This is a genomic window from Neisseria arctica, assembly GCF_022870905.1.
GTDB lineage: Bacteria > Pseudomonadota > Gammaproteobacteria > Burkholderiales > Neisseriaceae > Neisseria > Neisseria arctica.
This window is the reverse complement of sequence record NZ_CP091510.1, coordinates 2,052,139-2,068,774: the sequence shown is the minus strand read 5'-3', so window position 1 is coordinate 2,068,774 and position 16,636 is coordinate 2,052,139. Positions and strand designations below refer to the sequence as shown.

5 protein-coding genes and 1 pseudogene are annotated in these 16,636 nt (G+C 44.3%); 5 read left to right on the top strand and 1 reads right to left on the bottom strand.

What is annotated here, in order from left to right:
- Positions 1-214: 214 nt before the first annotated feature.
- Positions 215-1,054 (bottom strand): methylenetetrahydrofolate reductase [NAD(P)H], encoded by an 840-nt coding sequence (gene metF, locus LVJ86_RS09535; protein WP_047760907.1) that lies wholly within the window; start codon positions 1,052-1,054, stop codon positions 215-217.
- Positions 1,055-1,328: 274 nt separating this feature from the next.
- On the opposite strand from metF, the gene ubiB reads away from it, so the two are divergent.
- The 5 genes and pseudogenes from ubiB (at position 1,329) to mgtE (ending at position 16,509) form a co-directional block, all read left to right on the top strand.
- Entirely contained in the window at positions 1,329-2,840 is a 1,512-nt protein-coding gene (gene ubiB / locus LVJ86_RS09530; protein WP_047760906.1) for a ubiquinone biosynthesis regulatory protein kinase UbiB, read from the top strand.
- A gap of 779 nt (positions 2,841-3,619) precedes the next feature.
- Positions 3,620-13,735, top strand: a complete 10,116-nt coding sequence (locus LVJ86_RS09525) for a YadA-like family protein (protein ID WP_047760905.1) — start codon at positions 3,620-3,622, stop codon at positions 13,733-13,735.
- A gap of 66 nt (positions 13,736-13,801) precedes the next feature.
- Positions 13,802-14,212 (top strand): annotated as a pseudogene (locus tag LVJ86_RS09520) (outer membrane protein assembly factor BamE); the annotation flags it as partial.
- An 81-nt stretch (positions 14,213-14,293) separates the two neighbouring features.
- Positions 14,294-14,620 carry an OmpA family protein gene (locus LVJ86_RS09515; RefSeq protein ID WP_235284598.1) on the top strand — a complete coding sequence of 109 codons (327 nt, stop codon included), beginning with the start codon at positions 14,294-14,296 and terminating at the stop codon, positions 14,618-14,620.
- A gap of 446 nt (positions 14,621-15,066) precedes the next feature.
- Positions 15,067-16,509: a magnesium transporter gene (mgtE, locus tag LVJ86_RS09510; RefSeq protein WP_047760903.1), complete on the top strand. Its 1,443-nt coding sequence runs from the start codon at positions 15,067-15,069 to the stop codon at positions 16,507-16,509.
- The last annotated feature ends 127 nt before the right edge of the window (positions 16,510-16,636 follow it).

Sequence of the window (16,636 nt, the reverse complement as noted above, 5' to 3'; positions counted from 1 at the left end):
TTGAGGGTTGGAAAAAGCCTATATTAAATTAGGGTAAGGATAAATAGTATGTTTAGGCGGTTTTTTACTGCTTGAAAAAAAGCGGGCTATGTAGCCCGCCGAATTTTCCTGCCTTTTGACAAGAAAAGAAGGAAAATAAAAGAAAAGTATATTTGCATAATCGTTATATTACCACGTCATAAAAAAAATTGCTTGAGATATTACATTTTTTTGTTTAATAGCCCAAACGTTGGCAAATAGTCGAAACCAAACCTGCTTGATTTAATGTATAAAAATGCAGGCTGGGTGCACCTTCCCGCAGCAACCGTTCGCACATTTCCGTTACCACGTCTAATGCCAGTGCTTTGATTGCGGCGGTATCATCGGCATACGATTGCAGTTTCAGGCGCAGCCAGCGGGGGATTTCTGCACCGCAGGTATCGGAAAAGCGCGCCAGCTTGGAAAAACTTGCAATCGGCATAATGCCCGGGATGATCGGAATATCCACACCGCGCCCATGTACATCGTCCACGAAACGGAAATAGGCATCGGCATTATAGAAATATTGGGTAATGGCGGAATCGGCTCCTGCTTTAGCCTTGCGGACGAAATTATTGATGTCGTCTTCGGCACTGCGTGCTTGCGGATGGTATTCGGGATAAGCCGCGACTTCGATATGAAAATGGTTGCCGAATTCGTTTTTGACCAACTCGACCAATTCATTGGCATAGCGTAAACCGCTCATGCCCGCACCGACACCCGATGGGATATCGCCGCGCAATGCGACCACATGGCGTACGCCCAAATCTTTATATTCATTGAGCAGGTTGATGACTTCGCCGGGTTGCATACCTACACAGGGCAGGTGTGGAGCAGCGGGAACGCCTTCGCTTAAGATGTCTTTAATTGCCTGCATCGTTCCCTCTTTGGTCGAACCTCCGGCACCTGAGGTACAAGAGAAGAATTCAGGGTTGTACTGGCTCAGTTGCTTACGGGTGATAACCTGTTTGGCACGGCCTTCAGGTGTACGGGTGGGGAAAAATTCAAAACTTAGCTTTTTTTGGTTTGAGGTCATGTCGTAATGTCTATGTCTAATCTGTTAGGATGGTTTTAGGTTAGTATCTAAATCTTGTTAAATCAATGCTTTTATACAGATTTTTGCCTGAAAAATATTCGGCTGGTTATGAATAAAATTTGTGTTGGTTATTTTTTGAAATAAATCAAATCATGTTGTAATGTGGGTTACTGCCGACTGTTTTATTTTCGGTATCGGATGGATGTTTTATAATGATTAATTATTTTGTTGCCGTCTGAAAGTTTCAGACGGCCTTTTGCAAAAAGACCTGCTCATGAAATGGCTCAAACGCTTTGTTGTAATTTCAAAAACAATTTACCACTACAATCTGAGTGATATCTTTGTCGACCGAATCCACCCGCTTTGGCTGCGGGCTTTATTGGATAGATTGCCGAAAAATAGCAGTTTTGATCAAGAAGCAGCACCTGTACGCTTGCGTTTGGCATTGGAAAGTTTAGGTCCAATTTTTGTCAAACTCGGGCAGGTATTGTCTACGCGGCCTGATTTGTTACCTGATGATTATGCTGCCGAATTGGCAAAATTACAGGACAAGGTACCGCCTTTCCCGGGGCATTTGGCACAAGAGCGCATTGAACGTGCTTTAGGCAAGCCTATTTTTGAGCTTTACGCGGAATTTGATATTGAACCGGTAGCCAGCGCATCAATTGCCCAAGTGCATAAGGCACGGCTATACAGTGGCGAGCAGGTGGCGGTAAAAATTTTGCGGCCGGGACTGAAACCGGTAATTGAGCAGGATTTGGCTTTAATGCGCTTTGGGGCAAAATGGATTGAACGTTTGTTTGCGGATGGCAAGCGTCTAAAACCTCAGGAAGTGGTGGCCGAATTCGACAAATATCTGCATGACGAATTAGATCTAATGCGCGAAGCCGCTAATGCCAGCCAGTTGCGCAGACATTTTGCCGATAGTGATATGTTGATTGTGCCTCAGGTTTATTTTGATTATTGCAGCCAAGACGTATTAACCATCGAGTGGATGGAAGGAACGCCGATTTCCGATATTGCCACTTTGAAAGTAAAAGGCATTGATTTGAAGAAACTGGCTCGATACGGGGTAGAGATTTTCTTTACCCAAGTATTCAAAAATGGTTTTTTCCATGCCGATATGCATCCGGGAAATATTCTGGTAGCCGACGACAACCGCTATATTGCCTTAGATTTCGGTATTGTTGGCAGTTTAACAGAATATGATAAGCGTTATCTCGCTATCAACTTTTTGGCTTTTTTCAACCGCGATTATCACCGTGTCGCTACCGCCCATATAGAGTCAGGTTGGGTGCCTGTGGATACCCGTGCGGAAGAGTTGGAAGCCGCAGTGCGTGCCGTGTGTGAACCGATTTTCAACAAACCTTTGTCGCAAATATCTTTTGGTGTCGTACTGATGAGGCTCTTTGAAACCAGTCGCCGCTTTAATGTCGAAATACAGCCGCAATTGGTTTTGTTACAAAAAACACTTCTCAATATTGAAGGCTTAGGCCGCCAGCTGGATCCTGATCTTGATTTATGGGCAACTGCCAAGCCTTTTTTAGTCAGTTGGATGAAAGAGCAAGTAGGCCCTCAGGCGTTGTGGCGCAATATTAAAGATGAAGCGCCTGATTGGGCGCAGATTCTCCCCAGTCTGCCGCGCAAACTGAATATGCTGGTTGATGAAACCCGCCAGAAAGAGATGCGGGATGCTTATGTGCATCTTGTTAAAATCCAGCAGCGCCAAAGTTTTTGGCTGGCTGTCATGGCAATTGCATTAGTGTTAATTTTGGTTTTTAAATAGCAATTGGGGGGTATGTGGTGGCAGGTACGCTTGCTTGCCGTTTGTTCAGATGACTTGATGCCGTCTGAAAGATTCACTGTATTTTGATTGTGTTGAAATGTTAAAGATGCCGTTCTGTTTTTCAGACGGCATTTTATTTTGGCTGTTTCATATTACAAAATATAGTGAGTTGGATTTATATCCTTTATATATCAAATGCATATCAAAATATGCTGTTTATAAGGCTTGGCCTAATTGGAAGCCGGTCAGAATATTTGGTTTGGTTCTTTTAATTTTAGTTAGTCAGATTAATTTTTTATATTATTAAAATAGTTGCCAGCAATGACTTATTGCTTAAATAAATAAAAATTATCAAATATTTATTTTTAGAATTCACTGGTTTTTATAGATAAAATACGGTTTTATTAAGGGTTTTTCTTGAAATTGGCATTACTTATTTAATTTCACAAGCTAAATATAACTTAAATTATTAATTCTTATTAAGAATATTGAAAATATCTTTACAAGTATTAATGGAATTTGGTTCGGTTTTTGCTTGAATAAAAGGAACTATTTTATTTTTCAGAAGAGTTACAACTAGGTTGTAAAGTCTATTTTATTAACCGCATGATTTTAATTGAAATTATTTCAACTCTTGAAAACTTGGCGCAAGCCGAAAAATAAAAACGAATTTACTTGTGACAAATTTTGTCATTTCGTGACGATAATTACATTTTATTTGTATATCAATCAGCTTCAGTAATATTTGTATAAATATTATTGCAAAAGGAAATTAAATAATGAACGCAATTTATAGAATTATTTGGAGCCATGCCCGTAACGCATGGGTAGTGGCCTCTGAAATTACTAAAGCACATGGTAAGAGCACGACATCTTCCGGTGAAGGCGCCAAGCATTCAGCATATGTTTATGGTGTTGCTGTATCTGCTTTAGTGGCAGGAGCACTATTTATGCCTAATCCGGTGGCAGCAGCAGTGGCTACTTGTGTAGGAGCAACAAACCAAGCCGCTACGGGCACAGATGCCCTTGCCTGCGGGCAGGATGCAACAGCGTCAGGAAGCAACTCGGTTGCCGTTGGTGCCAAAGCAACAGCAAAAAATGCGGCAGATGCTGCATTTGGCTTCTCTTCATATGCTGAAGGCATTAATAGTGTGACAAGTTCTGCTACTGCATTGGGTGGGTATTCGTATGCCAAGGGGGCTCAAGCGGTAGCTGTAGGTTCCAGAGCAAGAGCAGAAATAGGGCAATCTATTGCGATTGGTAATGATACGCGTGCGATCGGAGCGGGGGCGGTGTCTATTGGTGGCGATGATTCAGGAACAACTGGTTATAGTAGTGCTACATATCCCATTGTTGGATACAATACTTCAGTCAGCGCTCCCTATCGAAAAACATTCAGCGGTGGTGATGGTTCGACTGCAATTGCCCCCCATGCGCAAGCTTTATCAAAAGGTTCTACAGCTATCGGTGTAGGGGCTACTGCGGGTGGAGGTACTTTAGGTGCTGTAACTTCCACGGAAGCTGGCATCGCGTTGTATGCTTGGACACCCTCAACTACTATTATTGAAGGTACGGCTGTTGGTGCGCTGGCGACAGCTGTTGGTTCTCAGTCTACAGCGCTGGGTTATAAATCTTTGGCATCGAATACTAACGCATTGGCGATTGGTTCTAATTCAACTGCTAGTGCTGCAAATAGTTTGGCTGTTGGTGGTAGTGCTACTTCACAAGGTGATAAGTCGGTTGTGATTGGCGTGAACTCAAGCACGTCATCGATTGCAACTAATTCGGTTGCTGTAGGTATAGATGTTGATGTAACAGGTGCTCGCTCTATTGCAATCGGCGGAGCATCGGCAACCAATGTTAAGACGCTGGCATCATCCAGTGAGTCGGTAGCGATTGGTTCCGGTGCGCAAGCGACACGTGATAAGAGTGTTGCTTTGGGTAGTGATGCTTTAACTACACGCCCTCTTGGTTCTACAGGCTATGTGCCAAACGGTAAAGCAAGTAGCTCAAGTGTGGATAAAACGATATCTACATGGAAGTCAACACACGCTGCTTTGGCAATCGGTGATGATACGGGAACGGCGTTTGACGAAGCAACCGGTATTACGACAGGCACCGCCAAGGTTACACGCCAAATTACAGGCGTAGCAGCTGGGGCGAGAGATACTGATGCTGTAAACGTTGCACAATTGCGTGCTGCATCGCAAAACTATACGAGTGTGAAGTCAACTGTTTTGGGAAACAGGGATAATGATGGAGCGCAAGGTGCTGAATCAGTAGCACTTGGTCCGAGTACGTCTACAGAAGCCGGAGCAGCTAATTCTGTAGCAATTGGATCTGGTGCTACTGCCGGAGCAAACCAAGCAGCAAATATGAATACCCCGCTTGCTACGGATACGACTGCAGTAACGGTAGGCCAGTATGCGATTGCAATCGGGGAGCAAGCAAAGGCACTGGGTAATGACACGATTGCTGTGGGGCGTGGAGCTGGTACCGGTGTGAAAGGGTATACCAATATTTTAATGGGGCAGGCTGCTGGTCAAGGCTCTGAAGGCAGTAACAGTATTTATTTGGGGCAGCGTGCGGGTCAGTATATTCGTCAAGATAGCCAAACTGCTAATATTGGTTCCCCTTTCTTAAGAGGTCAAAATATCGGTATCGGTATGGATACCTTGCAGGGTGATGCTTCTGCCAGTAGTGCCAATGCCAGTTGGGGGGAAAATAATACAGCAGTAGGTTTGCGCGCTGGTCGTTGGCAGCAAGGTAGCAGTAATACCCATTTAGGATCGTTTTCTGGTGTTGGTCAGCATGGTAATTTCAATTATAACGGTGGATATTTTGCCGGTGCTTATCAGGATGGTGATAAGAATGTCAATATCGGTGTGAATGCGGGTTCAGGTAGTAGTGTTACTCGTATTGTCGCATCACATACTGTGAATATCGGTGATAGTGCGGTTTCTAAAAAGAATAATGCAGTTGCCATCGGCTTAAATGCAAAAACAGATGGAGTGAGTGCTATTGCTATTGGCGAAGGTGCGCAGGCCACGGCTGATAAGACGATTTCTATTGGCACGGGTAATGTGGTAAGCGGCGAAGGTTCAGGTGCCATTGGTGATCCGACTAATATTACAGGTGCCGGTACTTATAGCGTGGGTAATAATAACGGTACGATTAGTGCGAATAATGCAGGTGTTTTTGGTAACAATAATACTTTGCAAGGTAATGAAAGCCGTATTGTTGGTAACAGTAATACTGTGAATACCAATGCTACCGGTAATATGGTTATGGGCTCTGGGAATAATATTTCCGGAAGTGATAATGTTACTTTGGGTAATGGTAATACGGTTAGTGGCAAGAATATTATGGTGTTAGGAAGTGGTGTTGCTGATGCTACTTTAAGTAATTCCGTCATATTAGGTGCGTCTTCTAGTGGCGCAGCCCCTTATGTACCAACAACGCAAGCGACTGTGAATAATATAACGTATGGTACTTTTGCAGGGAGTGGTACGTTAACGGATGGACAAATAGTTTCTGTTGGTAAGGTAGGGTTAGAGCGTCAAATCAAAAATGTTGCTGCCGGACAAATTTCTTCCTCCTCAACTGATGCTATTAATGGTAGCCAGCTATATGCGACAAATAATGTTATTGGCAATGTTGCAGATTCTGTTAAAACAGTTCTAGGAGGCACTGCTGCTGTTGGTTCAAATGGTTCAATTACCATGACTAATATTGGTGATACTGGAAAAAATACAGTAGATGAAGCTATTAAAGCAGCAAAAACCGAAGTTACCAAAGGTACCAATATTGCTAGCATTGAGAAAAGTACTGGTGGTAATGGACAGGCAATTTACACTGTGAATGCGGAAGGTACGGTTGTTGCTCAAGGAAATAGTGGAAAGCTTGTTGTTTCTAACGCTACTGATAATACAACTAATGACACAACTTACACTGTTGATTTAAGTGATGCTGCTGTGCAGTCATTAGCTAAGGCTGATACGGCACTACAAAGCTGGACGGCAAATGTTAATGGTGCGTTTGCACAAACAATTGATCAAACTAACAATACAATTAATTTTGTTAATGGCTCAGGTACAACCGCATCTGGAAGTAATGGAAATATTTCTTATTCTGTTAAACAGTCTGATTTAACAACTGATACAGCCGGCAATGTAACTGCCAATACATCAGGCGATAGTTTTGCCACTGCAGATCAAGTAGCGGCTGCTATTAATAAGGCTGCTACGGCTACGGAAAAGACAACCACTGTTGTACAAGGTAGTAATACTCACGTTGCTTTGGAAGAGCAAGGTAATAATGCTCAATATACTGTTAGCGCAGATAAAACAACAGTTAGTGTGGGTACTGCTTTAACTAAAACCGAGCAGAGTTCTACTGATGGCAATAAGGCTGTTACCACCGATTATGTTATTGATTTAGCAGATACCACTAAAGCGGATATCCAAAAAGGTGTGGAAGCTAATACCGCGGTTACTACAAAAGGGTTAACTTTTACAGGCGATAGTGGTACGACTGATACACAGTTGCTCGGTAATACAGTTGCTGTAAAAGGTGACAGTAAAAATATTACAACATCAGCTGATGGTAATACTATTTCGGTGAAGTTGAACGATACTATTGCAGTAACAAGCTTATCAGCGGATACGGTTACGGTTGGAAATACATCTATTACATCAGATGGCATTGCTGTTAGTAATGGTCCAAGTATTACCAGCACAGGTATTAATGCCGGTAATTTGGCGATTACTAATGTCGGTAGTGGCGGAACTACGGAAACGAATGCGGCTAATATTGCTGATGTGAAAAATGCGGCAACAGTTGTGACTTCTGCTGATAAATCTATAAATGTAAGTGCAAGCACTAATGGATTAGCGACAACTTATGATCTCAGTATTCCTACAACCTCTCTAACGGTAACCGATGGTGTTGTTGAAACTCCTGGAACTCCAAATGCTTTTGTAACTGCAGGTGATACTGCCACGGCTATTAATCAAGCAGCTGCAGCAGCCAAAACCGAGGTAAAAGCAGGTACTAATATTGCAGAGGTAAGTAGTACTATTGGTGATAAAGGCCAAACCGTATATACCGTTAATGCTGATGGTGCAAAAGTCAGCACAGCTTCAACAGCGTTAACCGTAACTCCGGGTGCTAAAGATAGCAGCAATGTAACTGATTATGCTATTGATCTTTCATCGGATACAAAAGCTGATATTCAGAAAGGTGTTGATGCCAATACTACGGTAGCGACTAAAGGTTTAACCTTTACAGGTGATAGCGGTACAACTACTACTGAACAATTGCTTGGCAGCACTATTAGTGTAACGGGTGATAAAAACATTACTACTACAGCTTCAGGTAGTAATATCGCCATTGCTTTGAAGGATGATATCTCGGTAAATAGTGTTACTGCACAAAATGTGACTACTGGTAATACCACTATGAATTCAGACGGCATTACTATCACAAATGGTAATGCGGCAAACCCTGTTACTCTTACCCAAAGCGGTTTAAATAATGGTGGTAATACCATTACTAATCTTGCTGCGGGTAATTTGGTGGAAGGTGGTACGGATGCGGTAAATGCCGGCCAACTTTATACAACTAATCAAAATATTGCCAAAGGTTTCAATATCGCTGCTGATAATGGTATGGCAGATAATGTACAGCTTGGTGATACCGTTACTTATGCAAGTGCAGATAAGAATATTGTTACCACTGTATCTGATAACAACATAGATTTCTCGTTAGCTAAAAAGATCACTGTTGATAGCGTTACGGCTGGTGGAAATGTTTTAGATGGTACGGCAATCAATGTTAACGGCCAATCTTATACCAATGTCAGTGATGCTATTAATGCAGCAGGAAAGCAAGCGTTCACACCTTTAACATTCTCAGGTGATACTGGTACAGATGTTCAACGTAAACTGGGTGAAACTGTAAAAGTGGTCGGCGGCGCTTCTGATGAAACTAAGTTAACGGAAAATAATATCGGCGTAGTAGCTGACGGCACTGATAAATTAACAGTGAAATTAGCGAAAGACATTAATCTTGGCGCTACCGGTAGTGTTACAGCAGGTAATACATTATTGAATAACGATGGTATTCAGATCACTAATGGAACTAATCCGGTGAGCCTAACGCAAAATGGCTTGAATAATGGTGGAAATAAAATTACCAATGTTCAGGCTGGTGAGGTAGCTGAGAATAGCACTGATGCTGTGAACGGCAGTCAGCTGTATGCTGTTTCAGAAACGGCCAATAAAGGTTGGAATCTGACGGCAAACGGGAATAACAGCAGTAATGTTGCTCCGGGCGGAATAGTAGATTTGAATAATCAAGACGGCAATATTGTTTTGACAAAAAATGATAACAATATCACTTTTGGGTTAGCCAATAGCATTATGGTTGGTAGCCAGAATACAGGCTCGCCTATTACCATTAATGGTGCGACAGGCATTATTGATGGTTTGTCAAATACGTCTACATTTGATCCAAATAGTTTTACTAGCGGCAGAGCTGCAACTGAAGACCAATTGGCTTCTGTAGCAAATAATCCCCTGACATTTGCCGGAGATACTGGTAATACGGTAACACGAAAATTGGGTGAAACCATTAATGTTGTTGGTGGGGTCACTGATACTGCAAAATTATCCGACGGTAATATCGGTATTGTGGCGGATGGCAGCAGCACATTGACTGCCAAGCTGGCTAAAGACTTGGTAGGTCTGAATAGTGCGACCTTTACTAATGCAGACGGTAGTCAGACTGTAGTGAATGCTGCAGGTACGACTGTTACTGATGCATCGGGTAACTCAACGGCCACAACTGCCAACGGACTCACGATTACACCTCAAGGCGGTAAAACGGTGAGCCTAACCAGTACAGGTTTGGATAACGGTGGTAATAAGATTACTAACATTGCAGCTGGTACTGAAGCAGGTGATGCGGTGAACTTCAGCCAATTGCAGGCTGCGCAAAATGCGGCTTCTGGTAAGGTAGAGAGTGGCAATAGCAATCAAATTACTGTTACACCTACTGATAATCAGGATGGAAGCAAAACTTATACGGTGGGCGTAGTAACAGCTGAACCGGTAGTTGGTGCCGACGGTAAGATTACGGCCCCAACCAACCCCGATGGTTTGGTAACAGCAGGTAGTTTGGCAAATGCTATCAGCAACACCGGCTTTACACTCACTGCATCGGGTAGTAATGGTAGCGTGGTGAATCCCGGTGAAACCGTTGATATGAAGAATGCAGACGGTAATATCGTGATTAGTAAAACCGCAGATAGTAACGATGTAACTTACGATTTGGCTAAAGCACTGAACGTAGATAGTGTCACTACGGGTGATAGCGTTTTGGATACGAATGGTCTAACCATCACAGGCGGTCCGAGCGTGACTAAAGGCGGTATTGATGCGGCTAATCAAAAAATTACCAATGTTACCAGTGGTGTGGTTAGTGCGTCTTCTACAGATGCGGTAAACGGCAGCCAGTTGTACCAAACTGCAGCTAACACAGCACAATATCTTGGTGGTGGTAGTACAGTGGATGGTTCGGGTAATGTTACTGCTCCTACTTACACGCTAACTTCCGGTAATCCGGCAAATGGTGCAACTACTGTTTATAACAATGTAGGAGATGCGCTTGATGGCTTAAATACAGCAGTAAACCAACCGCTTACCTTTGCGGGTGACAGTGGCTCCAACTCAGTACAAAAATTGGGTTCTACCGTTACGGTTAAAGGTGGTGCGGATACTGCTAAGTTAGCTGATAACAATATTGGTGTGGTGTCGAACGGCAGTGGTACTTTGGATGTAAAACTGGCTAAAGAATTAACCGGTTTGACTTCAGCGCAATTTACCGATGCGGCAGGCAATGTAACCAATGTGAGCGGTGATGGCATTAATATTACCCCAACGGCTGGTAATCCCGTTAGCCTGACTTCGTCCGGTTTGGATAACGGCGGTAACCAAATCACTAATGTAGCCAGCGGTGGTGACGTTGAAACCAACGCCGCTAATGTCGGTGATGTTAAGAAAGCCGCAGCGGCAGCGAAAACCGAAGTAGTTCAAGGCGACAATATCGAAGTGACCAGTAAAACCGGTTCTGATGGACAAACCATCTATACCGTAGCAACTGCTAAAGAAGTGGCATTTGACAAGGTAACGGTGGGCAATGTTGTGTTGGATAAAACGACCAATACTGTAGCCGGCTTATCGAATACGACTTTAGGCGGAGCTGATTTTGCTACGGAAGGACGAGCAGCAACTGAAGAACAGCTAAATACTACTCAAAATAATTTAGCAACTATTTTGGGCGGCAATGCTGCTAATGATAAAGGCAATGTCACTATGACAGATATTGGCGGTACGGGTGCGAATAACATCAACGATGCCATCAAAGCAGCTAATGACAAAGCCAATAGCCCGCTGACTTTTGCCGGAGATACGGGTGCTAATGTGTCTCGTGAATTGGGTGAAACGGTTAATGTTGTTGGCGGAATCACCAATGAGGCAAGTTTGACCGACAATAATATCGGTGTTGTTGCGAATGGGGCTGATAAGTTGACAGTTAAATTGGCCAAAGACATTAATTTGGGTTCTGATGGCAGCTTAACTGCCGGTAATACTAAAGTAAATGATAATGGTGTTACCATCAGTAATGGTGCACAAGGTACTCCGGTAAGCCTGACTGCATCCGGTTTGGATAACGGCGGCAACCAAATCATTAATGTAGCCAGCGGTGGTGACGTTGAAACCAACGCCGCTAATGTCGGTGATGTTAAGAAAGCTGCCTCAGCAGCGAAAACTGAAGTAGTTCAAGGCGACAATATCGAAGTGACCAGTGAAATCGGCGCTGATGGACAAACCATCTATACCGTAGCAACTGCTAAAGAAGTAGCATTTGACAAGGTAACGGTGGGCAATGTTGTGTTGGATAAAGCAACCAATACTGTAGCCGGCTTATCGAATACGACTTTGGGTGGAGCTGATTTTGCTACGGCAGGACGGGCAGCAACTGAAGAACAACTCAATGAGGTTCAAAACAATTTCGTAAAAGTTTTAGGCGTTAATGCTGCTAATGATAAAGGCAATGTCACTATTACCGATATCGGCGGTACGGGTGCTGATAACATCAATGATGCGATCAAAACAGCTAATGACAAAGCCAATAGCCCGCTGACTTTTGCCGGAGATACGGGAACGGAATTTACGCGTACTTTGGGTAGCAAAGTGAATGTAGTGGGCGGGGCAACGGGTAGCTTGAGCGATAACAATATTGGTGTTGTGGCAGACGGTACCGACAAGTTGACTGTTAAATTAGCGAAAGATTTGGCTGATTTAAACAGTGCAACATTTAACAATGCCACGGGCGGTAAAACTGTTGTCAATGGTGCGGGTACAACCGTAAGTGATGCTGCGGGCAATACGACTACGACAGCAGCTAACGGCGTTACGATTACACCTGCTAACGGCCAAGCCGTCAGCCTCACGGATCAAGGCTTGAATAACGGCGGTAATAAGATTAGCAACATTGCTGCCGGTACGGATGACACTGATGCGGTTAATGTAAGCCAGCTGAAAGCCGCACAAGCAGCTTCTACCACTAAAGTGGTTGCCGGTGACAATGTTGAAGTACAACCAGCTACCAATGCGGATGGAAGTACGACTTATACCGTTTCAACCGCTAAAGATTTGAAGGTGGATAGCGTTACTGCCGGTGATACCGTTTTGAATCAAGACGGTGTCAGCGTAGGCGATAATGTGGCGTTAAGTAAAGACGGTTTGAAAGTAGGTGATGTTAGCGTAACCGATAAAGGCTTGAATAACGGCGGTAATACCATTACCAATGTTGCCGCAGGTGTAAATGATACTGATGCAGTGAATGTAAGCCAGTTGAAGGCTGCCCAAGCAGCTTCGACAACTAAGGTAACAGCCGGAAATAACATTGAAGTGACGCCAACGACAAATGCGGACGGTAGTACCACTTATGAAGTGGCAACCGCTAAAGATTTGAATGTTGACAGCTTGAAAGCCGGCGACGCAACAGTTAATAACAATGGTTTAAACATTGCCAATGGCCCGAGTGTTACCAAAGCAGGTATTGACGCGGCGGATACCAAAGTTAGCAATGTTGCGGCCGGTGATCTGAGCGCAACAAGCAAAGATGCCGTAAATGGTAGCCAGTTATATGCGACTAACCAAAATGTTGCGGCCAATACCGCAGAGTTGAACAAAGGTTTGAACTTTGCAGGTGACAGCGGCAGCAGCATTAACCGTAAATTGGGTGATACCCTGAATGTGAAAGGCGGGGCGACAGGCAGCCTTACCGATAACAATATTGGTGTGGTTTCGGACGGCCAAGGTACTTTAAATGTGAAACTGGCGAAGGATTTGAGCGGCCTTAACAGTGTATCCGCCAATGAATTAAAAGCCGGTAACACTACCGTAAACAATGACGGCGTGAGCGTGAGCGGTGGTAACAATGATACCGTGAAGCTGACAGCCAACGGATTGGATAACGGCAATAACACTATTACCAATGTGGCTCCCGGGGTAAACGGTACCGATGCGGTCAATGTAAATCAGTTGCTGGGTGTAGGTAATGCCTTGGCCAAGCGTATTGACGATGTAGATACCGATGCTAAAGCCGGTACGGCTTCTGCAATGGCTGTTGCCGGTTTGCCGCAAGCTTATTTGCCGGGTAAGAGCATGATGGCGGTGGCAGGCAGTACCTATCGTGGTGAGAGCGGTTATGCAATCGGTTTCTCAAGCATTTCCGACGGCGGTAACTGGATCATTAAAGGTACGGCTTCAGGCAACTCCCGCGGTCATTACGGCGCAACCGCCGGTGTAGGCTATCAGTGGTAAAACTGCTTTTCAGACGGCCTCGTATCTATAAAGAGGCCGTCTGAAAAACAATAAGGAAAACAAAAAATGAAACAAATGATGAAAAAAACAGCGGTATTGTTAACCCTTGCCATGTTGGCGGCATGTGCCACCAAAAGTGATGTGAAGCCGGATGGTACTACTGATGAGCCGGTGTTCCCCAAACCATACTCAGTCACTTTCAATAAAGACCGCGGTACGTTCCCTACTACAGATGAGTTATCCAACGTTAAAGCAGGTATGACTAAAGACCAGCTATACAAACTATTAGGGCGTCCGCACTATGACGAAGGTATGTTTGATGTGCGGGAGTGGGATTATTTGTTCCATTTCCATACGCCCGGTCAGGGTACTGACAATGTAACGACTTGTCAGTTTAAAGTAATTTATGACAACAAAAAATTTGCCCGCAGTTTTTTCTGGAAAGCCGTAGATCCGGTGGATGCCGTTTGTCCTCCTAGTGTCGGCAATCAAAATACCGAGCGCTTCAGTTTGTCTGCCGACGCTTTATTTGTATTCGATAAAAGCGGTGCCGGTGATATGAATGCTGAAGGGAAAGCGCGATTGGATGAGCTTGCGGAAAAAATCAAACAGTTTGACCGTTTGAAAGCCATACGTATTACAGGGCATACCGATCGTTTGGGTGATGCAGGCTATAATCAAATTTTGTCGGAACGCCGTGCTGAAACCGTACGCCGCTATCTGATCCAGCGTGGTGTACCGGCCGGAATTATGAGCGCCCAAGGTGAAGGAGAACGCCGTCCGGTAGAGAATTGCAGTAATGCTTTGGGTCGTACAGAATTGGTCAGCTGTCTGCAACCTAACCGCCGAGTAGAGGTTGAAGTAGATGGTTCCGGGCGTTATTGATTTAGCCTTTAGTTTTTAAAAAAAGCCTTCCGCATTTTCGGAAGGCTTTTTTGATAAAAGCCGGGCGTTCTAAAATCGAATATAAAAATTATTTAGGCGGCTTATCCGATTTCATATTATTTGAATGTAGAAAATAAATTAAGTATCAAATGGATATTTGATATGTCTAACAAAAAAGATTACGTTGATCTGGGTGCCTGTATCTAAACTGTATTTTTTAAAATTGTCATATTGAAATTAAACTTGGGAGTGTATAACGTTTAGATAAACCTTGGTTAGGCCGTCTGAAAGGTGTAGAATATGCGCCGTTTCCATTACCAAGACCTGCGATAATGGTGCAGGCATTCACTATGGACCTTCCTGGTTTATTACCTATACCTAACAGAACAACCATGTAAATCCCCGCCTAAATACGCCCCCGCAGCGCGTTGGCGGGAGGAGTATTTATGAGCATCGAGCCGCAAAACACACCTGTATCAGAAATCGATCTCGAACGCTTGCCATTGGATATTGCCCGTATCCATGAGCTGGCGGAATCTTTATTGCCCGTTTACAGCCAGATAGAAGAAAACCTGCCGCTGCCGGATGAGGCTATGAATCAGGCTTTGGTAGAGCTGATAGAGTTGATGCACGAGCTGCATCCGGCCGACGTCGCTACGGTGCTTGAATCACTGCCGCAAAAAGAGCGGATGCTGGTGTGGCACTTGGCCGCTCCCGAAGAAGATGGCGAAGTATTGTTGGAAGTATCCGATGCCGTGCGCGAAACCCTTATCGAAACCATGGATAAGGAAGAGTTGTTAGCGGCGGTTGAAGATTTGGATGCCGATGAGCTGGCTGAGTTGGCCGATGATCTGCCCAACCAGGTTGTTTACGAAGCCTTGAAAACCCGTGACGAAGAAGAGCGGGCGCAAGTTCAGGCAGCGATGTCGTATGAAGATGACCAAGTCGGCGCATTAATGGATTTCGAATTGGTCAGCATCCGCGCTGATGTAACGTGCGAAGTGGTATTGCGTTATCTGCGCCGGTTTGAAAGTTTACCCGATCATACTGATAAAATTTTCGTAGTCGACGATCATGATGTTTTGCAAGGTGTATTGCCGATTCGTAAATTATTGGTGGCTGATCCGGAAGAATTGGTTGAAAACGTTATGGCTACCGAGGTAGTACGTTTTCGCCCTGAAGATGATGTTGAAGAAGCCGCACAGGCATTTGAGCGTTACGACTTGATTACCGCGCCGGTGGTAGATGAAAACAAAAAACTAATCGGCCGCATCACCATTGATGAAATGGTAGACGTTATCCGCGAAGAAACCGAAGCCGATATGTTAAACATGGCCGGTTTGCAGGAAGAAGAAGACTTGTTCGCGCCCGTGCTTGATTCGGTGCGCAACCGCTGGATGTGGCTGGCAATTAATTTGTGTACTGCCTTTGTAGCCAGTAGAGTGATCGGCGCATTTGAAGGGTCGATTTCGAAAATTGTTGCCTTAGCTGCACTGATGCCGATTGTAGCCGGTATCGGTGGTAATTCAGGTAACCAAACCATTACCATGATTGTTCGCGCTATGGCGATGGGACAGCTTTCAGGTATGCGCGCAGGGCGGTTGTTGAGAAAAGAAGTCGGGGTGGCATTAGTAAACGGCTTAATTTGGGGAAGTGTAATGGGCGTGGTGGCGTGGTTGCTGTATGACAGCCCGGGTATCGGTTTTGTAATGGTATCGGCGATGACGCTTAACTTGTTGTTGGCAGCTACGGTTGGCGTGTTGATTCCCGTATTGATGGATAAATTTGGCAGGGATCCGGCATTAGGCAGCTCGGTGTTGATTACGGCGGTAACCGACTCAGGCGGTTTCTTAATCTTCTTAGGATTGGCTACAATATTTTTATTATAGGTATGCTTTAAGCGGGAGATTCAGGCTTTTATCCGCGTACTTTGAATGATGTTTTTTATTTTGGTACGATCTCAAAATAGAGAGGTTCGGTATTTAAAATATTATGATGCCGTCTGAAAATTATTTC